This is a genomic window from Streptococcus sp. AM28-20 (assembly GCF_003603595.1).
Taxonomy (GTDB): Bacteria; Bacillota; Bacilli; order Lactobacillales; family Streptococcaceae; genus Streptococcus; species Streptococcus ilei.
Genome location: NZ_QTNK01000001.1, coordinates 907064 through 927624 on the forward strand (window position 1 = coordinate 907064; position 20561 = coordinate 927624).

At 41.4% G+C, this 20561-nt stretch carries 20 protein-coding genes; 6 read left to right on the forward strand and 14 right to left on the reverse strand.

Annotated elements, in window-relative coordinates; genetic code table 11:
* Window positions 1-86 precede the first annotated feature (86 nt).
* Together ppc and DW738_RS04705 are read right to left on the reverse strand one after the other, a co-directional pair.
* On the reverse strand, window positions 87-2912 hold the full coding sequence (gene ppc, locus DW738_RS04700; RefSeq protein ID WP_023023856.1) for a phosphoenolpyruvate carboxylase: 2826 nt from the start codon (window positions 2910-2912) through the stop codon (window positions 87-89).
* A 28-nt stretch (window positions 2913-2940) separates the two neighbouring features.
* The gene (locus tag DW738_RS04705) at window positions 2941-4179 is read right to left on the reverse strand and encodes an FtsW/RodA/SpoVE family cell cycle protein (protein WP_123160469.1); all 1239 of its coding nucleotides are present in this window, start codon (window positions 4177-4179) and stop codon (window positions 2941-2943) included.
* Between the two features lie 249 nt (window positions 4180-4428).
* Between DW738_RS04705 and DW738_RS04710 the strand changes: the two genes are divergently transcribed.
* The 3 genes from DW738_RS04710 to DW738_RS04720 all read left to right on the forward strand — a co-directional run bounded on the left by DW738_RS04710 (window position 4429) and on the right by DW738_RS04720 (window position 6490).
* A complete protein-coding gene (locus DW738_RS04710; RefSeq protein ID WP_123160470.1) occupies window positions 4429-5292 on the forward strand; it encodes a GH25 family lysozyme in 864 nt (287 codons plus the stop codon).
* Window positions 5293-5378: 86 nt separating this feature from the next.
* Complete coding sequence (locus tag DW738_RS04715; protein ID WP_023023863.1) at window positions 5379-5852, forward strand: aminoacyl-tRNA deacylase; 474 nt, start codon at window positions 5379-5381, stop codon at window positions 5850-5852.
* Between the two features lie 14 nt (window positions 5853-5866).
* The gene (locus DW738_RS04720; protein ID WP_123159034.1) at window positions 5867-6490 is read left to right on the forward strand and encodes a histidine phosphatase family protein; all 624 of its coding nucleotides are present in this window, start codon (window positions 5867-5869) and stop codon (window positions 6488-6490) included.
* Between the two features lie 36 nt (window positions 6491-6526).
* Here DW738_RS04720 and lysS read toward each other — a convergent pair whose 3' ends face one another.
* The 4 genes from lysS to DW738_RS04740 all read right to left on the reverse strand — a co-directional run bounded on the left by lysS (window position 6527) and on the right by DW738_RS04740 (window position 11390).
* Window positions 6527-8017, reverse strand: a complete 1491-nt coding sequence (gene lysS / locus DW738_RS04725) for a lysine--tRNA ligase (RefSeq protein ID WP_023027082.1) — start codon at window positions 8015-8017, stop codon at window positions 6527-6529.
* Between the two features lie 184 nt (window positions 8018-8201).
* Entirely contained in the window at window positions 8202-9554 is a 1353-nt protein-coding gene (locus DW738_RS04730) for an ABC transporter permease (RefSeq protein ID WP_023023869.1), read from the reverse strand.
* Complete coding sequence (locus DW738_RS04735; protein ID WP_023023871.1) at window positions 9554-10249, reverse strand: ABC transporter ATP-binding protein; 696 nt, start codon at window positions 10247-10249, stop codon at window positions 9554-9556. The genes DW738_RS04730 and DW738_RS04735 overlap by 1 nt, the downstream gene beginning before the upstream one ends.
* The gene (locus DW738_RS04740) at window positions 10233-11390 is read right to left on the reverse strand and encodes an efflux RND transporter periplasmic adaptor subunit (RefSeq protein ID WP_123160471.1); all 1158 of its coding nucleotides are present in this window, start codon (window positions 11388-11390) and stop codon (window positions 10233-10235) included. Before DW738_RS04740 ends, DW738_RS04735 begins: the two co-directional genes overlap by 17 nt.
* Before the next feature lie 199 nt (window positions 11391-11589).
* Between DW738_RS04740 and gorA the strand changes: the two genes are divergently transcribed.
* The gene (gene gorA / locus DW738_RS04745) at window positions 11590-12939 is read left to right on the forward strand and encodes a glutathione-disulfide reductase (protein WP_123160472.1); all 1350 of its coding nucleotides are present in this window, start codon (window positions 11590-11592) and stop codon (window positions 12937-12939) included.
* A 368-nt stretch (window positions 12940-13307) separates the two neighbouring features.
* Here gorA and DW738_RS04755 read toward each other — a convergent pair whose 3' ends face one another.
* Window positions 13308-14039 (reverse strand): cyclase family protein, encoded by a 732-nt coding sequence (locus DW738_RS04755; RefSeq protein WP_123160473.1) that lies wholly within the window; start codon window positions 14037-14039, stop codon window positions 13308-13310.
* A 338-nt stretch (window positions 14040-14377) separates the two neighbouring features.
* Complete coding sequence (locus tag DW738_RS04765) at window positions 14378-14590, reverse strand: YdbC family protein (RefSeq protein WP_006597402.1); 213 nt, start codon at window positions 14588-14590, stop codon at window positions 14378-14380.
* A gap of 89 nt (window positions 14591-14679) precedes the next feature.
* On the opposite strand from DW738_RS04765, the gene DW738_RS04770 reads away from it, so the two are divergent.
* A complete protein-coding gene (locus DW738_RS04770) occupies window positions 14680-15009 on the forward strand; it encodes a hypothetical protein (protein WP_042361426.1) in 330 nt (109 codons plus the stop codon).
* A gap of 44 nt (window positions 15010-15053) precedes the next feature.
* On the opposite strand, the gene DW738_RS04775 is transcribed toward DW738_RS04770, so the two are convergent.
* Both DW738_RS04775 and DW738_RS04780 read right to left on the reverse strand, forming a co-directional pair.
* Window positions 15054-16340 (reverse strand): U32 family peptidase, encoded by a 1287-nt coding sequence (locus DW738_RS04775; protein ID WP_117744479.1) that lies wholly within the window; start codon window positions 16338-16340, stop codon window positions 15054-15056.
* 162 nt (window positions 16341-16502) lie between these two features.
* Window positions 16503-17432 (reverse strand): peptidase U32 family protein, encoded by a 930-nt coding sequence (locus DW738_RS04780; protein WP_117744480.1) that lies wholly within the window; start codon window positions 17430-17432, stop codon window positions 16503-16505.
* Window positions 17433-17563: 131 nt separating this feature from the next.
* On the opposite strand from DW738_RS04780, the gene DW738_RS04785 reads away from it, so the two are divergent.
* Complete coding sequence (locus DW738_RS04785) at window positions 17564-17860, forward strand: DUF3270 family protein (RefSeq protein ID WP_117744481.1); 297 nt, start codon at window positions 17564-17566, stop codon at window positions 17858-17860.
* Window positions 17861-17960: 100 nt separating this feature from the next.
* Here the strand turns inward: DW738_RS04785 and DW738_RS04790 are convergent, their stop codons facing one another.
* The 4 genes from DW738_RS04790 to hprK are packed head-to-tail and all read right to left on the reverse strand — an operon-like array spanning window position 17961 to window position 20553.
* Complete coding sequence (locus DW738_RS04790; protein WP_123159032.1) at window positions 17961-18431, reverse strand: YtxH domain-containing protein; 471 nt, start codon at window positions 18429-18431, stop codon at window positions 17961-17963.
* A gap of 15 nt (window positions 18432-18446) precedes the next feature.
* Window positions 18447-18830: a DUF948 domain-containing protein gene (locus tag DW738_RS04795; RefSeq protein WP_006595909.1), complete on the reverse strand. Its 384-nt coding sequence runs from the start codon at window positions 18828-18830 to the stop codon at window positions 18447-18449.
* Between the two features lie 11 nt (window positions 18831-18841).
* Window positions 18842-19624: a prolipoprotein diacylglyceryl transferase gene (lgt, locus tag DW738_RS04800; protein WP_123160474.1), complete on the reverse strand. Its 783-nt coding sequence runs from the start codon at window positions 19622-19624 to the stop codon at window positions 18842-18844.
* Window positions 19621-20553: an HPr(Ser) kinase/phosphatase gene (hprK, locus tag DW738_RS04805; protein WP_123160475.1), complete on the reverse strand. Its 933-nt coding sequence runs from the start codon at window positions 20551-20553 to the stop codon at window positions 19621-19623. Before hprK ends, lgt begins: the two co-directional genes overlap by 4 nt.
* Window positions 20554-20561: the final 8 nt, after the last annotated feature.

The following is a 20561-nucleotide window of genomic DNA, read 5'->3' on the forward strand; positions in this document are numbered from 1 at the left end:
TATTTTCTGTTTTTTCACAAACATTTCCAATTTATTCCAGTAAAAAACCAATCCCTCTAATTGAGATTGGTTTTTAGGGTTCACGATTAACCAGAATTACGCAATCCTGTCGCGACACCATTGATTGTGATATGAATCAACTTGTCCTGATCTGCAGGCAATTCACCACGTCTTTGGCGTTTAATTAATTCTAATTGGATATAGTTCAGAACATTAAAGTATGGCATACGATAATCTAAACTATCTTTTAGATAAGGGTTCTCAGCTAAGAGTTCATCATGCCCTTCAATTTGTAAAATAACATCCTTGGTCAGTTGCCATTCATCCAGGATAATATTGAAGATATCACGAACTTCCTCTTCTTCACACAGCTTGGCATATTCAAATGCGATGTTCATATTGGCTTTTGAGAGCACCATATCTACGTTTGAAAGAAGAGACTTGAAGAATGGCCATTTTTGGTACATATAACGCAAGGTTTCAATGTTTTCAGGGTCTGCATCAATAAATTCTTTAAAACTAGATCCTACACCGTACCAGCCAGGGAACATCACGCGGCTCTGTGACCATGAGAAGACCCAAGGAATGGCACGCAAGCCACCGATTTCTTTGATGGTCTTACGGGCTGCTGGACGCGAACCAATATTGAAACTAGAAATGGCCTTAATTGGACTGGATTCGAAGAAGTAATCATAGAAATGTTCATTGCCAAAAACCAGTTCACGATAAATATCGTAGCTACGATTGACAATCTGATCCATAATCTCATTGTACTGGTCGGACATGCTCTTTTCACTCTTCTTCTTAGCAATCATCCGGTTAATCGTTGCAGAGACCAACATTTCTAAGTTGTAATAAGCTGCATCCTTATTCCCATATTTGTTGCCAATGACCTCACCTTGCTCAGTCAAACGAATTCGATCATTGATGGATCTCAATGGTTGTGAGGTGATAGCTTCATAGGTTGGGCCACCACCACGACCAACCGTTCCACCACGGCCATGGAAGAAGGTGATCTTGACACCAAATTCGTCGCCAATCGCTGTTAATTGTTGTTGGGCCTTATAAAGAGTCCAACAAGAAGATAGATAACCACCGTCTTTATTACTATCTGAGTATCCAAGCATAATTTCTTGGTAGTTGTTCTTAGAAGCAATCCAGCGTTTAGCAATTGGAAGTGACAGATACTTTCTCATCGTATCTTCTGATTGATCCAAGTCTTCGATCGTCTCAAAGAGAGGAACAATTTGCACACGTGCGCTTTCCTTGTCAATCAGTCCCACTTCTTTCAACATGATGGCCAACTCAAGCATATCCGATACACTGGTTGCATGAGAAATAATGGTTTGACGAATGACATCTTCTCCTAAGCGGTCTTTTAATTCACGCGCTGTTTGGAAAATAGCTAATTCTTTCTCAAGCAATTCTGATTTTTCTGCATGGGTAGCAGATAAAATCCGAGGATCTTCTAACAACTCTTGTAACAGCAACTCGCACTTTTCGTCTTCTGACAAATCACTGTAGTGATCATTAATCCCTGCTTCTTTTAATAGTTCTGCCACACAGGCTTCATGAACACTCGAATCTTGACGCATGTCAATCGAAGCCAAGAAGAAACCAAAGACCTCTACTGCTTCTAATAACTCAGCAAACTCACCTGAGATTAAAGCCTCTGCCTTATTTTCAATCAATGATTCTTGAATCAGGGTCAAATCCTGTTTAAATTCTTCAACTGTTTCGTAATAAGGAGGACGATCTTCTGCCAACTCTTGGATAGCACCACTGATACGGGTACCGATATAATCGGAAACCACTCCTTGTTGATGGGTGTGAGCACCGAGAAGACGTTCAATCGGATGGCGCTCATCTACTGTTGAGCCAACTACTGACCATTCCTTAATATTCAATAAGGTTTGGACCAATTTGGATTGAATATAATGGAAGGCTCGACGGTAGGGTTCCTTCTCTCTAAAGACAGAGGTATCACTCGAACGGGCCGCCATCTCTTCAACCGCTTGACTGGTTTTTGAAAGATTGGTAGAAAGGGAGAAATTCCGATATAGGCTAGATATTTTCTGAATATAGTAGTTTAGAATAACTTCACTTTGAATGGTAGCTGATCGCTTCAAGGTCTCAGCAGTTACAAAAGGATTCCCATCCCGGTCTCCACCAATCCACATTCCCATCGTAATCGGTTTAGGTTGCTGTAACTCGATCCCTTGCTCCTTGGCAAGACGTTTGTATTCCAACATTAAGTTAGGAACAGCCTGAAGGAAGGAACTATTATAGTATTCCATGACATTGGTAATCTCATTGGTTACCTTGAGTTTCTTTTCACGGATCATATCGGTTTGCATCATAATTTCAATATTTCGACGCAAATTATTGTACCATTTGGTCTCGTTCATCAAGCCTGCTTTTACATCCCGGTGTTGGCGCAAAAGGCTGTGAATCTGAGTGGTTAGGTCCAACATGGTTTTCCGTTGCACTTGGGTCGGATGAGCTGTCAATACTGGTACCACGTTGAGGCGTTCCAAAATTTCCTGAGCATTTTCAGTCTCAGCCACCTGGCGGATGGTTGACGATAGTTTCCCTAGATAGTCCTGTCCCACATTATTCTGATGATTGATTTCAAAAGCCAAATCGACATCTTCAGAGATATTAATCAATAAGGGGAGAATGGCAAAGTATCGAGAAATCACGATCATCTCTTCATTTGATAGCTCTCTAACAATTTGATCTAATTTTAAATAGTCTTTTGAGACAGATAGTTTTTTCAATTCAAGAATCTTATCAAAGGTTTCTGGACTCACCAAATTTTTAGCAATGTCTTCTAAAATAGTGGTTAAAATCTCAACTTCTTCTTTGATAATCTCTTTGTTGGTATAGCTCTCTAGTTTTTGTAAAGTCATGATAACTCCTTTCTTTACTCACTCCGGCTTAGTAATAGCTTTGGATCTTCTGAGGCTTCTCGTATGAAGGAGCCTCTTGAATAGCCAGGGCGCGCTTTTCACTCGCATCAATATTTAAGACAAGGGCAATCGCAATAGATAAGACCCACAAACTATTTCCCCCTTGTGATAGGAAGGGGAAGGTCACCCCTGTCGAAGGAATCAACCCAGAAATCCCGCCAATATTAATAAAGGTTTGAGTCAGAAGCATCCCTCCTATACCGATGGCCATCATCGAATTAAATGGATCTCTTGCCCGTATCCCCACAAGAATAATACGCAAAATTAAGAAGAACAACAAGGCTAAGATGAGACTAGCTCCCACAAAACCAAGTTCTTCAATGACGATCGAAAAGACAAAGTCTGTATGTGCTTCTGGCAAATACCCTTGCTTTTCAATCGAATTTCCAAGCCCTAAGCCAAACCAGCCCCCATTACTCATGGCGTAATAGGAATTGGCCAATTGGTGTCCAGAATCTGATAAATCATTAAAGGGATTATAAAAAGCACTGAAACGTTTCGCTACATATCCAAAGACAGGGATTTTAGAAAATCTCTCAACCCCAATTAACTTGATGGAATAAAGGAGAACAGTCGATCCCCCCACTAGCATAGCTAATAGGCTTGAGAACCAGCGGTAGGCTATCCCACTTGCACTAATCATGATTAAAGTTGTTAGTGCGAGAATGGTCGCATTTCCTAAGTCTGGCATGATGACTACAATAGCGATCAAGAAGAGCACCATCCAACGCCAATCTGCCAAATCACGAGGAATCCATTGATTATGGGTAAGTGCCTGGTAATCATATTGCTGAATCTCTTCTTGCTTTTTAGAGAAAACTAAGGCCAAATACCAAACTAGGATAATTTTCAAGTACTCAGCTGGCTGAATAGAGAAACCTCCAAAATTCAACCACCCATGCGCCCCATTCACCGTGTCTGTGATAAAACGCGATAGCAAGAGAAGGATCGTCTCCGCAATGATAACAATCCCAATGAAAGCCTTTTTCTTAAGGTTATTCAATTTCACCTTATAGATAAAGAGAATAGTAACCAAACTCAGAACAAAAAAGATTCCCTGGCTTTTGATCATCCCAAAAGGACTAACTCCTTTTTGGATGGCTAATGCACTCGTTGTCGAGTAGACAATAATCAATCCTAATACTGACAAAAGGAGGTACGGTATCAGGATTGAATAGTTTAAAAAATGACGTTTTTCTAATTTCATGTAACACCCATACTTCTAATTTTCAGTCTTCATTATATCACCTTTCAATAGTAAAAAAAAGGAAATACCAAATAAGATTCGGTTTTCACCTATCATAAAGGGTTAATCAAACCAGTCTAGCCCTGTTTTTATTCCTCCTACTAGCTTAGTCCAAAAAAGTAATCTGCATTTTTACGACAATCGTTTGTTTTGGCGCTTTCAGACCCTTTGTTTTGCCTTTTTCCATCTTTTGCGGTAAAATGATTCTGTATGAGAAAAAGGATTAAACCAATTGTCCTCTTCGTCTTTTTCCTAAGCATCTTTTCCTTTCTGCTCATTTCTAAAACAGTAGCAGATATTCAAAGGAATCAACTTGCTAGAAGCAAGACCACACAAGAGGTAAAGAAAACCAATCAATCAAAAGTCCCATCTAGTTCTTCTTCTGACTCAGTAGAAGAACTAGATCAAGAATTTTTGAATCGACCAATTATCGACATCTCTGGTTGGCAATTACCAAGCGAGATTGATTATGATCTCTTAGCACAGAATGTTTCTGGAGTCATTGTTCGCGTTCATAGTGGCGCTCAAGCTAAAAAAGAAAATGCTGCGACTTATTTAAATGGAATAGACAAATCGTACGAAACTCATATTAAAGAGTTTCAAAAACGAGATATTCCAGTTGCGGTATATGCTTACGTAGCTGCCAAGGACAAGAAAGAAATGGAAAAGGAAGCAGAAGAGTTCTATCAGGCATCCAAAAAATACAAACCAACCTATTATTGGCTGGATGTAGAAGAAAAAACCATGGGTGATATGAACGCTGGAGTGGAAGCCTTCCGTGCCAAGCTAGCATCATTGGGAGCCAAAAATATCGGAATCTATATTGGGACCTATTTCATGGAAGAACATAGTATCTCCACTGATAAATTTACCGCCCTCTGGATTCCAACTTATGGGTATGATGATGGCTATTACAATGCAGCTCCATCTACTGATGATGAGTATGATCTTCACCAGTACACCTCTCAGGGGCAATTGAATGGCTTCACCCACTACTTGGACTTAAACCAGATTGCACTTACACAAGATCAAGAAAAAATCTACCGAAAACTATTTACAGTAGAAAAGAATTAAAAGAGGCAGACGCCTCTTTTTCTCTTAAACTGCAACTCAAAGAGTATGATATAATATTAGAAAATTTAGAGAAAGACAACAGTAAGATGGCGAAAAAACAAAAAGTAAAAAAAACATTGGTGGAACAAATTTTGCAAAAAGCAAAAATCCCCCATATGGGATTACAAATCAATGCCCTTGAAGGAATAATTCCAGAAGGGATTAGGACTGAGCAAATTTATAAGACATTGGCTCTAACTGGCGATAAAACTGGTCCTGTTATCGGAATTGTTCCCATCTCTGCCCACTTGTCAGAGAAAAAATTGGCCAAACTATCTGGCAATAAAAAAGTCAGCATGATTCCACAGAAAGACTTAGAAAAAACAACAGGCTATGTCCACGGGGCCAATAATCCTGTCGGCATTCGACAAAAACACAACTACCCTATTTTCATTGACCAATCTGCCTTGGAACTTGATCAGATGATTGTCTCTGCAGGTGAAGTTGGTCACAGTATTCAAATCAAGGCGCAAGATTTAGCTGATTTGGTCAAGGCAAGCTTCGAGGATTTGGTTGAGTAAAGGATAAAACTACTATGAAACTATATTTTGTCCGTCATGGACGCACTGAGTGGAACGAGGAGGGCCGTATCCAAGGGGCAAACGGCGACTCCCCGCTTTTAGAATCTTCCATACAGCAGTTAGAAGCCTTGGGTCGGCATCTATCTCAAACACGCTTTGATGCAGCTTATTCAAGCGATTTGCCTAGAGCCATCCATACTGCTCAAATCCTCCTCAAGCAAAATCAGCATCCTACCTCCCTCCAAGAGACTCCTGCTCTACGGGAATGGCAGCTTGGTAGGCTAGAAGGTAGAAAAATTGTGGAGTTGAAAACTCTCTATCCTGAGGAAATGAAGGCTTTCCGACACGATCTATCACAATTCCATCACGAACTATTTGAGGCAGAATCCGTTTCTGAAACAACCAAGCGTACCTGTGATTTTGTGAAAAGCCTGAAAGGAAAAGAGTTCGATACCGTTCTTATCGTTGGACATGGGGCGAATTTAACAGCTTCCATTCGGACCCTACTTGGCTATAAACCAGAGGAACTCCGTAAAAACGGTGGCCTCAATAATGCCAGTGTGACCATTTTGACAACAGATGATTTTGAGCACTATCACTTAGAAACTTGGAATGACACCTCTTATTTGGAAGACTAAAAAACACTGATCTTGCGATCAGTGTTTTCTTTTATCTTATTTCATAGTTGGGAAGAGAAGAACATCCCGAATAGTAGTTGTGTCAGTAAGGAGCATGCAGAGACGGTCGATACCGATTCCGAGTCCTCCTGTTGGTGGCATACCATATTCAAGAGCTTCAATATAGTCGTAGTCAATACCAGTCGCTTCATCGTCTCCCAATTCTTTGGCGCGTGCCTGCGCTTTGAAGCGTTCCAATTGGTCGATTGGGTCGTTCAATTCTGTAAAGGCATTGGCATATTCCTTGGTCATGATGAAGAGCTCAAAACGATCCGTGAAACGAGGATCTTCATCATTCTTCTTGGCCAATGGAGATACAGCTACAGGGTGTCCATAGACAAAGGTTGGTTGTGTCAAGGTTTCTTCCACATATTCTTCGAAGAAGGCATTGATGATGTGACCTACTTCAGTGTAGTGTTTTTCAACTGGCACATGTTTTTCTTTGGCAAGGGCTACTGCTTCTTCAAAGCTCATTTCCTTCCAGAAATCAACGCCAGCAATTTCCTTGATGGCATCCACCATGTGAACCCGTTTAAAGGGTTCATTGATCTTGATTTCAGTTCCTTGGTAGTTAACTGGACCATCCCCATGAATGGCTTTAGCAGCGTGTTGGATAATGCCTTCTGTCAAGTCCATAATATCTTGGTAGTCAGCATAGGCTTGGTAGACTTCGATGGAGGTAAATTCAGGGTTGTGGGTAGCATCCATTCCTTCATTACGGAAGATACGTCCGATTTCATAGACGCGTTCCATTCCACCAACGATCAAGCGCTTCAAGTGAAGCTCAGTCGCAATCCGAAGGACCATATCAATGTTTTGGGCATTGTGGTGAGTGATAAATGGACGCGCAGATGCTCCACCAGCTTCGTTGTGAAGGACAGGTGTTTCTACCTCAAGGAAGCCTTGACCATCCAAGTAACGACGGATTTCTGAAATGATTTTTGAACGAGTTACAAAGCGGTTAAAGCTTTCACGGTTAGAAATCAAGTCCAAGTAGCGTTTGCGGTAGATGGTTTCCACATCTGAAAGCCCATGGAATTTTTCAGGCAAGGGACGAAGGGCTTTAGATAAATGAGTGATGTGAGTAGCTTTGATTGAAAGCTCACCCATGTCTGTCCGCATCACTTCTCCTTCTACACCAAGGAAATCTCCAAGGTCGGCCTTTTTGAAAATTTCATAATTTTCTTCGCCAACCGCGTCTTTACGAACGTAAATTTGGATTTGACCTTCACGGTCTTGAAGGTGGGCAAAACCAACCTTCCCTTTTCCACGTTTGGTCACGAGACGGCCTGCAATAATAGCTGTCTCGTTCAAGTCATGAAGTTGTTCTTTATCTAATTCTGAATATTTTTCTTTTAATTGACCAGAATCAGCAGTACGTTCGAATCGCTTTCCAAATGGGTCGATTCCTTGTTCACGAAGGGCCGCCATTTTTTCGCGACGGACAATCTGCTGGTCATTTAATTCTTCCATATGTTCAGTAGTCATTTGGAACCTCCTAAGTTATTCTCCCCTATTTTATCATATTTACCGGGGAAATACACTATTCTTGAGCAGGAAAAATGAAAAAAGGAATGGAAGGAAAGGGAGTTTGCTACCTTTCCTATCACATTCCTAGATTTCAGAAGGGAACACGACGATTGTCCCAATCCATCATTCAAGTCATTCTACCTTATTCATAGCGTAGGGCTTCAATTGGGTCTAGTTTTGATGCCTTGCTAGCTGGTAGGATACCAAAGATAATTCCGACACAAGCTGAGAAGATGATACTTCCAATAGCCACTGACATGGAGACGACTGGAGGCCCTTCTAGAGCACCTGCAGCAGCTGTGGCGATGAGAGCATTGACACCATAGGCCAATCCCAAACCGAGAATTCCTCCCATCATGGTCAAGACCATTGATTCGATGAGGAATTGAATCAAGATTTTGCTACGAGTAGCTCCAAGTGCTTTTCTTAGACCGATTTCACGTGTCCGCTCAGTCACAGAAACCAACATGATATTCATGACCCCAATCCCACCAACGAGAAGGGAAATTCCTGCAATCGCACCAATGACTGTTGTCATAATACTGAGCATTTGATTGGTCTGCTCTAAGAGACTATCCATATTAAAAATTTGGAACTCCCCTTGGCGAACTCCTGATAGCTCGGTTAATTTTTTCGCTGCTTCGATTCCAGTTGATTTAATCTGTTTGACATCAGGAATATGTACCACAATAGTGGAAATTTCTTCTGTTCCAAATTCTGAAGCTACTTGGGTATTAGCCATCAAGGCACTTCCTCCAGAAGAAGCCCCATATAATGCAGATCCAGCATTTGGATCCTTGAAGATTCCTACCACCCGATAGTTATTGTCTCCGACAGCAACCACTTGGTTGAGAGCACTTTCCGTTCCAAACAAGGTCGAAGCTAAGCCTTCATCCAGCATGATGACCCGAGAAAAACTCTGGTAATCTGAGGCATTTAGTTTTCTTCCTGAAACCAATTCAAATTTTCTAACAGAGAAATAGGTATCATTGACTCCCATAATATTCACCCCTTCAGATTTTTTCTTCTGAAAGGAGATAGTAGCATTGGCTGTATTACCAACATAGTAGCCATCAACCCCAGGAATCTTGGTCAGTTCTTTGACCCATTCTTCTTGGACAACAGGAGGGGTTTCAAGGATTGGATTATCAACATCTTCGCTAGTTTCCTCTCCATAGCCAGCTGGTGGTGACATTCCTTGGTCTTCTTCACTTGCGACGCCACCTTCCCCACCACCTTCAGCGCCGCCTTCTTCTGAGACAGGTTCTGGGCCAAGATTAAAACCAGTCATGTAGCCACTCTTTCGGGCGGAATAAGAAATCTGAACATACTGTTGATCCTTAGTAAAGGTCTTGGTCACTCCAGCTTTCATCCCATCTCCGAGAGCCATGATGACAACGACTGAGGCAACCCCGATAATAATCCCTACCATGGTTAAGAAAGATCTCATTTTATGTCCCATAATGGAACTAATGGCGAATTTCCAGTTCTGCATCAGGCCCTCCTTTCATTGCGACTATCCGATGATATCACTCCATCTCGAATGACAATCTGACGTTTGGCATAGGCAGCAATCTCCGTTTCGTGGGTTACCATGATGATGGTTTTCCCTTCTTGATTGAGTGCTGTCAAAAGCTCCATAATTTGTTCGCCGGTTTTGGAATCAAGAGCTCCTGTTGGTTCATCCGCTAAGATAATAGAAGGATGATTCACCAAAGCCCGGGCAATGGCCACCCGTTGTTTTTGCCCTCCGGACAATTCAGAAGGAAGGTGGTGCATCCGCGTATCTAGCTCAACTTTCTTTAAAAACTGTTCGGCTAATTCCTTTCGTTTGGAAGGATTCACTCCTGCATAAATTAAGGGGAGCTCGACATTTTGAAAGGCATTAAGTTTTGATAGGAGAAAAAATTGTTGAAAGACAAAGCCAATTTGCTCATTGCGAACCTGAGCCAACTTCTTCTCACTGAGGTTCCCAACCTCTTCCCCTTCTAATCTGTACTCACCACTAGTCGGACGATCGAGAAGGCCAATAATATTCATTAGAGTAGATTTCCCAGAACCAGAAGGTCCCATAATGGCTAGAAATTCTCCCTCTTCTACTTCTAAATGGATATCCTTTAATACCTGTAAGGTTTGATCTCCATTTTTATAACTTTTATTGATATTTTTCAGCTCAATCAATTTTGTCATATTTTCCGACCTCTTTCCCATCTTCCAAATCTCCAGAAGGGTTGATGATCACTTGCGCATCTTTCTTCAAGCCAGATAAGACTTCCTGATTTTCTGCATCTGCATTTCCTAAGGTAACCATAACTTTTTTAGCCTTACCAGCTTCAATGGTCCAAACATAGCTTTGCTCGCCATCCGATAGGACACTTGTCACAGGAACTAAGGGATGGATGGTTGAACTTTTTACTTCAATATTGACAGAGAAACCTTGTTTCAAATCGCCGATCTCACTCGTAATATCTACAGTAAACGGATATTTGGCTCCTCCTGTTCCTTGTCCAGAACCTGCAGCACTTGCACCTGCCTGACCTGCATCCGTCGGATAGTTAGCTACATAGCTAATCTTTCCAGTCCATTTTTTCCCAGGATAGACCTTGGAGGTTAAGGTCACTTCCTGGCCAACTGAAATGTTGGCTAGATTATATTCAGACAACTCTCCTTTTACTTGAAGGTTACCGTTGCTGACGATATGAACAAGGGTTTGGTTGGTTCCGGTTGTTGATTTGGAGACATCTTTATTAACTTCTACAACCGTACCATCTGTACTACTTTTTACAGTTGTGGCATCCAACAAGGCCTTGGCTTTTTCCATATTGGCTACAGCATCCGCACGGGCATCGCGTAAATCACCCACTTGTGTGTCCAAAGATCGTTGGGCTTGAGAGGCTGATTTGCTATCTGCTTCCTCATCCCCTGTTGTATCAATGGTCACTCCATTGGTCATGAGATCGTTCAATTGACGATCTGCCTTATTAACCGCACGAACAGCGGAATCATAGGCAGATTGCGCTTCTGTACTGCTGTATTGAACAATGGCTTGGCCAGCAGTCACTTGATCCCCAACATTCACTAAGATGGATTGCAAGTCTCCTTTGGTTCCGTCAAAGTAGATGTATTGCTCCTGATTGGCAGTGACTTTCCCCGTCAATAATACTGATGAAGCAATAGAACCTTCTTTGACTGTTTGAACCATAGGAGTCATATTCACCAACTCTTCAGGGCCATTGCTAGATTTTCCAAAAGCAAGCCAGCTCCCAATTCCTACGACTGCTAGTGCAGCACCTGTAGCTGTAACGATTTGCCATTTTTTAAATTTTTTCATTTCTTTCCTCCAGTATTCGAAAGCGTTTCAAATTATAAGTTTAGTATATCATATTTCCTCATTTTTCAATTCAAAATCATCTGTTTTGCAAGTTTTTTTTGCTATCTTGTTTCTCCTCCTATTCAACGATGGCAATTTCTTGATTTTTGTAACCTATGTTGTTACAATGAAGGTGTAAATCAACAAAGGAGTACGAACCATGAAAGAATTTGATATTATCTCCATTGGTGGAGGTAGCGGAGGGATTGCTACCATGAACCGTGCTGGAGAACATGGAGCCCGCGCTGCTGTTATTGAAGAAAAGCAACTAGGTGGAACCTGTGTCAACAAAGGATGTGTCCCTAAAAAAATTATGTGGTATGGCGCCCAAATTGCTGAAGCCATTCGTGATTACGGTCCAGATTATGGGTTTACTTCTGAACAGACCAATTTTGATTTTGCGACATTAAGAAAAAATCGCGAAGCCTATATTGATCGGGCTCGTTCGTCTTATGACGGCAGTTTTAAACGAAATGGTGTGGAATATATCCAAGGTCGAGCTCGCTTTATCGACCCCCATACGGTTGAAGTCAACGGGGAAACCATCAAGGCTAAACACATTGTTATCGCTACAGGTGCCCATGCTTACGTCCCAGATCTACCTGGAGCAAACCTAGGAGAAACCTCTGACGATGTCTTTGCTTGGGAAGAACTACCAAAATCAGTTGCCATTATTGGCGCTGGTTACATTGCGGTAGAACTAGCCGGTGTCCTCCATGCCCTTGGTGTTCAGACAGATCTCTTCGTTCGCGGTGATCGTCCCTTAAGAAGGTTTGATTCATACATTGTTGATGGCTTAATGGAGGAGATGGACAAACAAGGATTGCCTCTCCATCTTCACAAGGTTCCTGTTCGACTCACAAAGGAAGAAAATGGTCAAATCCGAGTCTATTTCGAAGACCAAACATCTTTTGTCGCTGATCATATTATCTGGGCGACCGGCCGAAAACCAAACGTTCAGGACCTCCATCTAGAAGCTGCAGGTGTCACCTTAAATGAAAAAGGATTCATTGCAGTAGATGAATACCAAAATACCGTTGTCCCTGGCATCTATGCTCTTGGGGACGTCACAGGAGAAAAAGAATTAACTCCTGTCGCTATCAAGGCAGGGCGTACCCTATCCGAACGTCTCTTTAATGGAAAAACCGATGCTAAAATGGACTATTCAACCATTCCTACCGTTGTCTTTTCCCATCCCGCTATTGGTACAGTCGGTCTCACTCAAGAAGAAGCCGAAAAACAATATGGAAAAGAAGCTATCAAGGTCTACACTTCTAGTTTCGCTTCTATGTATTCAGCTGTAACCCAGCATCGCCAGCTGGCTAAATTTAAACTCATCACTGCAGGACCAGAAGAAACCGTCGTCGGCCTTCATGGACTTGGATATGGTGTAGACGAAATGATTCAAGGTTTCGCTGTGGCCATCAAGATGGGAGCGACTAAAGCCGATTTCGATGCAACCGTCGCCATCCATCCAACCGGTTCCGAAGAATTCGTTACCATGCGTTAATATCAGAAAAGGTTTGTTTAACAAGCCTTTTTCTTATATTTTTATTTTAATGTATCATCATTGGAGCTTCCATAGTCTAATCTTTCATTTTAACTGGATTACCTTACATTTTTGTAAGATAAGGGCTTTCGAAAGAATGAAAGCTAGCTTCACTAGTCATGTTCTTAAACTATCAGATAAAAAAGAGGCTAGGACTTTTGTCCTAGCCTCTCAATTGTCTTTGGATTGTCGAGCAAGACGCAGTGGTTGAGTGGCCTCTACTACGCTGATTTCATCAGCTTTTACAGCCCTACTCAACTGTGCGGAGGTGGGACGACGAAATCGAATTCTAACCAATTACCGATTTCTGTCCCACTCTCTCTGTCTTCTTATGGTAAGATAGCAATAGCACGAACAGGTGAACCAGTTGCCTTGTCCCAATGAGGGAAGGCAATTGAAATCAAGGCACCAACTGCTGGTACTTGATCCAATTGGTTCAAGACTTCTACTTGATAGATATTTTGTTCCAAAAGGTAGTATTCATTGACCAAGCCATGCTCTGCAGCAGGAATACCCGCATCTGTATCGAAGGTCTCATGACCCACCGCCTTAACATGGCGTTCATGGATCAAGAATTCCAAAGCTTCACGACTCCATCCTGGACTTTGTTGAACCCCATTTTCATCTAGGTTGCGCATAGCATCTTGATCTGGCCAACGTTTTGACCAATCACTACGGAAGGCGACAAAAGCTCCTTCTGCAATTTGTCCATGTTCTGCTTCAAAGTCTAAGATATCTTGTTTGCTCAAGATAAAGTTTGGATTGGCCGCAACCTCTTTCGATTTGTCGATGACATAAAGTGGCAAGAGGAGATCTTTGAGATCAATCTCATCCAACCAACGGCCACCTTCTACAAAGTGGATCGGTGCATCGATATGCGTTCCGTATTGACCAACCACCGTAAATTTTTGGACATGGAAGCCATCTTTTAGTGTGAAGAGATCTTCTTGTTGCAAGGCAGGAAGGGCTGGAAAGTGAGGACTTTCTGCATTGATTTGGTGACTCAAGTCCACCCATTTTTTAGCTTGTAATTCTTTGTAAATAGTAAGTAAATCTGACATAAGGGTTCCTTTCCTATAAGTGCGACATTGAATAAACGAATAAGGTTATTATAACAGTCAATGTCAACATCCACAATGATTTGCCTTAATCCTGTTTTCTTGAATAGGATATAGTTTCAAGCTATAATTATAGAAAGCATCAAAAAAGAGGCTAGGACAAAAGTCCTAGCCTCTCAATTGTCTTTGGATTGTCGAGCAAGACGCAGTCGTTGAGTGGGCTCTACTACGCTGATTTCATCAGCTTTTACAGCTCTACTCAACTGTGCGGAGGTGGGACGACGAAATCGAATTCTAACGAATGACCGATTTCTGTCCCACTCTCTTTCTTACTCTGTCCATTACTGTTTAAATGCATCTAACAGAACTTGGAATTCTTCATTGGTGAGCGTAATCCCCTTGCCCATCTTCGTATGGTCTGGACTCCAAGTTCGGATATCATATTTAGCAGGTGCTCCATTAAAGCTAACCCGGTTTAACTCCTTGGTCCATCCTTTTTCATTTTCAGATAACACCAAGAGTTGTTCTTCAATTTCAAAACTAAAATCTGCCATGAATACTCCTTTCAATGTCTTTCACCTTAATAATTCGTAAAAAATTTTACAAAATGAATGAAATTTTCTATAATATATTGTATCAACTTATGGAGAATTATGCTATGAAAAGATTTCTTGAGCTTCTCAAGGACCGAGCGAATGAATTTTTTAACGATAAAACCTCCCAACCAGCCCCACTTGAGGATGATAAAATTATTCAGATTATTGAACTGGCCCTTCGAAAAAAACAAGGAGTCCATGTCATCTTCCAAAATAAAAGCTTTACAGGCGATATCGTGAAATATGATCAGGAACGAAAACAACTCATTGTCAAGAATTTTAAAAAGAGTATGTCAACCATTATTCGAATTTCTGACATTCAAAAGATTAGTCTTGTTCCACATACGATTCGAATCGCACAACAAAAAACACCGTAAGCTTCCAAGCTAGGGAGGCATGCGGTGTTTTTTTCTTGTACTTTTTAGGCACGAACTGTTTGACTCGTTCCATCTTCTTTATAGAGATTGATCAAGCCTTCTTTGAGAGCACGGATCATATCACCTGGTTCAACTGGTGTTGGCATATGAATGGTCAATAGCTCCATTGGATTTGGTGCTCGGTCAATTTTATTGCCCTTGGCATCATGCAAATCTTCGATGACTGTTTCAAAATGACGGAAACCAGGTCCGTAAAATTCCACTTGGTCGCCTTCATTGATGACATTTCGTTGACGAATGGTCGCAATTTGCTGATCCGCATCATAGGCTACCACTTCTCCAACAAACTTGTATTCTGGAATCTTCCGACGAGCTCCAAATAGTTGCTCATTTTCTGAAGGAGTACCATAATAAAAACCGGTTGCTAGCTCACGTTGGGCCACTTTCCACATCTCATCAATCAAATCTTGCTTAATGGCTTCGAACTTCTCAGGACTTTCCAAATAAGCATCAACAGCCGCCTTGTAGCAGTTCGTTACAGTAGAGACATAGTGAATGGACTTCATGCGACCTTCGATTTTAAGACTGTCCACTCCATTTTCAATCATATCAGGGATATGATCAATCATCGACATATCAACTGCTGACATCGAGAATTCTTCAGGGATTTCCCCTTTGAGACTCTTGCGTTCTTGACCGAACGGCATATCGTAGAGATCATACTTCCAACGACAAGATTGGGAACAGCCGCCACGGTTAGCATCCCGCATACTCATATGATTGGACAGGGTACAACGACCAGAGTAGGAAATACACATCGCTCCGTGAACAAAGGCTTCAATCTCAACGTCCGTCCGCTTACGAATCTCAGCTAGTTCTTCCATCGAAACTTCACGAGCCAAAACGACCCGTGTCAAGCCCAAATCTTTCCAAAATTCAAGGGTCTCATAGTTGGTAGCACTAGCTTGTGTAGAAAGGTGAATTTCCAATCCTGGCGCTTCAGTCGCTGCGATGGTAATCAAGGCAGGGTCTGAAACAATGACCGCTGCGATTCCGATATCCCGTAAACGACGGAACCATTCTCCAGCTCCTACTTCATTTCCTTCGTGCATGACCATATTGGCCGCAACATAGACCTTAGCTCCATATTTAGCCGCAAATTGGACTCCTTCTTCCATTTGCTCAAAGGTGAAGTTTCCTGCACGGCTACGAAGACCATAGGCCTGACCACCAATAAAGACAGCATCCGCACCATAGCGAACAGCGACTTTTAGTTTTTCTAAAGTTCCAGCGGGGGATAAAACCTCTGGACGTTTCAATTGTTTTGTCATCATATCTCCTAGTATATTACAAGTATATTAGTTAGATTATCAATCTTGTCTATTTTATAGCAAATCCAGTCGAAAGGCAATGGTTTGGGAATTGTTTTGACAATTCTCATTCTTTACCATCATCAAAAAGGAAGGCCCGCACTCCTGGCAGGCTTTTCTCCTTTATTTAACCATGTCTGGATCGTAGTCATAAAATCCAGTATCGAGGAAGCGATTCTTGGGATGCAATTGGTGAATCTGTTCATCCAATAGGAAGGCCTGGTCCGAAGTGAAGGTTCCAGCTTCCAAGAGCTCCCGTGCTTTCACAAAACACTTGGCAATTTCCACAAAGTTTTGACCAGGTGTATAAATCCCCTCTAACTTCCAATGAGTAAATCCATGTTCAACTAACTCAGACAATTTGGTCATCAAATCCAAATCATTGTTGGCAAAAATATGAGTTCCATGTTTATCTTCAAAAATAGAGTAATGGCTATCTGGATCCCCAGGCTCTGCCAGAAAGAGATCGCGCTCTCTCGTCTTTTCGTCATCGATGTGAGTAAAATTGTAATAATTCTGCAGAAGGGGTCGTTTTGAATGGTGAATTACACTAGCCCCATAGACCAATACTTCAGCAGGAATCTCTAAGATTTCTGGCATCTTGAAAAGCTCTGCAGATGGGATTTCTCGAGCAAGAACAGCTTCAGAAACACCAGCCTTTTGTCCCCAGAAATTGATTTGACGGCTACTTGTCACCATGGTAGAAGCATCATAAATGGTTTTAAAGTTGTAGCCATCCCGCTTCAAGACATAAAAGACACCTGCATCCCCCACCGTGATATAATCGACGTTAATCGATGCAAGGAAATCTAAAAATGGTTTGATATGATCCATCATATCTTGATGCATCAAGGCATTGACAGCCACTGTCAATTCTTTTCCTGCTGCATGGACTAGATCAGAAATTCGACTTAATTCGTCATACGAGAAAGTATGAGGAAGTCGTAATCCATAATCTTTTTCACCAACATAAATACGGTCTACCCCTGCTTCTAGAAGGGCTTGAACCTGTTCAATACTTTCAGCTGTAGCTGTAATAATTATCTTATTCATGAAAACTATTATACCAAAAAAGTATTTTTGCTCTTCAAATTTCTTAATTTTGTAAAAATTGTAACAGTTTTGTAACATTTCTATGCTTGAAAACGTGTTAAAATAATAGAGTACTGTTAGGAGAGAGAAATATGCCCGTAAGAAAACTTAGAGTTGTTGAAGAATACGACTATGTCGAAATTCCCCTTCAACAAGAGAATACAACAACTAATTATGATTTTAACATTGATACTGAACCAGCTCCTCAATTAAGTGAGCTACTATTTTTCCTTAATATTGCTGTGTTTTGTGTCTTAACTGTTTTATTTAGTTTCATCTTTTTATCAATGAAGATGAATACTTTCTTTGCTTTTGCCTCAGCAATCGCTTGTAGTTTGGGAAGTATCCAAGCTTTCCGCATTTTCCAGTTAAAACGGAAAAAGGACTAAGATTAATTTTTTAGCCTCCTTCGGGAGGCTTTTTGGCATTTCTCATTCTAGTTTGCCAGTTCATAAGAGAAATCCCTCACCAAATGGTGAGGGATTATTTTTATTCTTCTTCTACAGCTGTTTCTTTGAGTTCTTCTTCAACTCCTGGAAGAGCTGTTTCTTCTTCTAATTCCAGGACAATCTCTTCACTTTCTTTCTCTTGTGTCGGGTAGAAAGGAGTTGCTTGATTACCGGTCTTTTGCTGGATTTTTTCCTTAATCGTTTGGATGGCATCTTGTGAAAATTCTACCACATCTTGTGTCTTATCTTTGACCGTTTCGATGACAGTGTCTTTGTTGATCTCTCCACTTTCAACTTTTTCCTTAGTTTGTTGTATGGCGTCTGACGCTTGCTTAGATAGTTCCATTGCGGATTGTTTTACCGAATCATGAACTTCTTGTGGATTGTCTTGGTATTCCTTCACAAAATCTTTGACTTTACTAGTCCATTCTTTTCCTCTTTTTGTTGTCAGGAAGTAAGCGGCGGATGCGCCTGTGATTGTTCCAATTAATAATGATGATAAACGTCCCATAGGGTACCTCTTTTCTTATTTAAATAATTTCATAGCCATGCGAGCTGCTTTTAATCCGACAGATGTTTTGACGGTTTTTCCGCCAACTACGACAGCTTTTTTGCTAATCTGACGCGCTTGATCATTCAGATCCGATACAGATACAGACAAATCTGCCACCGCAGTGAAGAGTGGATCGATGGTTGCAACTTTTTGATTCAAATCTTCTGTCAAAACATTCACTTTCGCTAACAACTCATTGGTTTGGTGTAAGGTTACATTCACATCTGAAGTCAAGGTCTTAATCGTTACCTGAGTCTCATCTACAACTTTTCCAATCTTTGAAAATAAGATAATCAAGTAGATGACCAAAACGACTAAAGCTAATCCTAAAAGCCCATAGGCAATTTCAATAAACATTTCATTTCTCCTTAATCTATTTCCGTTCTATAAAACGGTGCATTCTTTTTTCGTTGATAGATCATGATTCCGATTCCAAGTAAGATCAGGAATAGGGACAGCCATTGTGATACTCGAATTCCCAAAAACATCAAGCTATCTGTTCGCATTCCTTCAATAATCATTCGACCAAAGCCATACCAGATGAGATAGAAAGCCGTAATTTCACCCTTTCTCAAAAGCTTGGGACGGCGACGTAAATAAAGAATCAGCACAAAACCGAGTAAGTTCCAGCAGGATTCGTATAAAAATGTCGGTTGACGGTAATGTCCGTCAATAAACATCTGATTCCGAATGAAGGAAGGTAAATAATCTAAATTCTTAACAATTGCTCCGTAAGCTTCTTGGTTAACAAAATTACCCCAACGGCCAATACTTTGAGCAATCATGACACTTGGTGCAGCGATATCTAAAAAATCAACCGGGTCAATCAAACGACTGCGTGAAAATAGGTAGAGGACTAGAGCCCCTGCAAGGAGTCCACCATAGATAGCAATTCCACCGTTCCATACGGCAAAAATCTCTCCTGGATTTTCCCTGTAATATGACCATCGAAAAATAACATAGTAGAGACGGGCACCTATAATCGCTACTGGAAAAGCAATCAGAATAAAATCAATGATATCGTCTGACTCAATCCCTTTACGAGGGGCTTCTTTCATAGACAGGATGACCGCCAAAAGGAGACCTAGAACGATACAAATCGCATACCAACGAATACTAAAGGGGCCAAGTTGAATGGCTACTGGATTCATGCTTTCACCTCATTCTGATCAATCAACTGGGTCAATCGATCTTCAAAGGTTTTAGTAGCATCATATCCCATTTCTTTGGCACGGTAATTCATAGCTGCTGCTTCAATGACAACGGAAATATTGCGACCTGTCTTAACAGGGATGCGAATTCTTGGAATGGTCACTCCACAGAACTCAATTTCTTCCGCATTATTGCCTAGACGATCATAGGTTTGTTCCTTAGTGTAGTTTTCCAAGTAGACAGCGATTTGAACCTGTGAAGAATCTTTCACAGCACTGGCACCATACAAACTCATGACATCAATGATTCCAACTCCACGAATTTCTAGCAGATGACGTAGAATTTCTGCGGGCTCACCCCATAAGGTCATCTCATCTCGGGCAAAGACGTCTACTCGGTCATCTGCGACTAAGCGGTGTCCCCTCTTGACAAGTTCTAAACCAGTCTCACTCTTCCCAATCCCGCTATCTCCTTGGATGAGAACCCCCATCCCATAGATATCCATCAAGACTCCGTGGACACTAGTCCGCTCTGCCAAGAGGGAATCCAAGTAACTAGACAATTCCCCAGACAAGCGACTAGTTGGAACGCGACTGCTTAAAATCGCGATTTGCTTTTCCTCTGCAGCACGGAGCATTTCTTCAGGAACCTCTAGATCCCGCGCGATGATGAGTACCGGTGTTTCCGGCTGGAACATCTTTCTCAAAACTTGGTGACGATTGTGGGAGGTCATCTTGATGAGGTAAGACCACTCTTTCATCCCAACCAATTGAATTCGTTCTGGAGTATAGTAATCAAAATATCCTGTCATTTCAAGTCCAGGACGTGAAATATCTGCCGTTGTGATTTCTTTTTCAAATAGGCTTTCATTGCCGTACACAACCTTCAAACGAAGCTTATCAATTAAATCTCGGACTGTTATTGCCATAGGCTTCT

Excerpts from the sequence above, each read along its gene's own strand:
- lgt (WP_123160474.1), bottom strand. The coding sequence starts at position 19,624 with ATGAATCCAGTAGCCATTCAACTTGGCCCCTTTAGTATTCGTTGGTAT.
- hprK (WP_123160475.1), bottom strand. The coding sequence starts at position 20,553 with ATGGCAATAACAGTCCGAGATTTAATTGATAAGCTTCGTTTGAAGGTT.
- DW738_RS04740 (WP_123160471.1), bottom strand. The coding sequence starts at position 11,390 with ATGAAAAAATTTAAAAAATGGCAAATCGTTACAGCTACAGGTGCTGCA.
- DW738_RS04720 (WP_123159034.1), top strand. The coding sequence starts at position 5,867 with ATGAAACTATATTTTGTCCGTCATGGACGCACTGAGTGGAACGAGGAG.
- DW738_RS04705 (WP_123160469.1), bottom strand. The coding sequence starts at position 4,179 with ATGAAATTAGAAAAACGTCATTTTTTAAACTATTCAATCCTGATACCG.
- gorA (WP_123160472.1), top strand. The coding sequence starts at position 11,590 with ATGAAAGAATTTGATATTATCTCCATTGGTGGAGGTAGCGGAGGGATT.
- DW738_RS04770 (WP_042361426.1), top strand. The coding sequence starts at position 14,680 with ATGGAGAATTATGCTATGAAAAGATTTCTTGAGCTTCTCAAGGACCGA.
- DW738_RS04715 (WP_023023863.1), top strand. The coding sequence starts at position 5,379 with ATGGCGAAAAAACAAAAAGTAAAAAAAACATTGGTGGAACAAATTTTG.
- DW738_RS04780 (WP_117744480.1), bottom strand. The coding sequence starts at position 17,432 with ATGAATAAGATAATTATTACAGCTACAGCTGAAAGTATTGAACAGGTT.
- DW738_RS04735 (WP_023023871.1), bottom strand. The coding sequence starts at position 10,249 with ATGACAAAATTGATTGAGCTGAAAAATATCAATAAAAGTTATAAAAAT.
- DW738_RS04730 (WP_023023869.1), bottom strand. The coding sequence starts at position 9,554 with ATGCAGAACTGGAAATTCGCCATTAGTTCCATTATGGGACATAAAATG.
- lysS (WP_023027082.1), bottom strand. The coding sequence starts at position 8,017 with ATGACTACTGAACATATGGAAGAATTAAATGACCAGCAGATTGTCCGT.
- DW738_RS04755 (WP_123160473.1), bottom strand. The coding sequence starts at position 14,039 with ATGTCAGATTTACTTACTATTTACAAAGAATTACAAGCTAAAAAATGG.
- DW738_RS04765 (WP_006597402.1), bottom strand. The coding sequence starts at position 14,590 with ATGGCAGATTTTAGTTTTGAAATTGAAGAACAACTCTTGGTGTTATCT.
- ppc (WP_023023856.1), bottom strand. The coding sequence starts at position 2,912 with ATGACTTTACAAAAACTAGAGAGCTATACCAACAAAGAGATTATCAAA.
- DW738_RS04790 (WP_123159032.1), bottom strand. The coding sequence starts at position 18,431 with ATGGGACGTTTATCATCATTATTAATTGGAACAATCACAGGCGCATCC.
- DW738_RS04710 (WP_123160470.1), top strand. The coding sequence starts at position 4,429 with ATGAGAAAAAGGATTAAACCAATTGTCCTCTTCGTCTTTTTCCTAAGC.
- DW738_RS04795 (WP_006595909.1), bottom strand. The coding sequence starts at position 18,830 with ATGTTTATTGAAATTGCCTATGGGCTTTTAGGATTAGCTTTAGTCGTT.
- DW738_RS04785 (WP_117744481.1), top strand. The coding sequence starts at position 17,564 with ATGCCCGTAAGAAAACTTAGAGTTGTTGAAGAATACGACTATGTCGAA.
- DW738_RS04775 (WP_117744479.1), bottom strand. The coding sequence starts at position 16,340 with ATGACAAAACAATTGAAACGTCCAGAGGTTTTATCCCCCGCTGGAACT.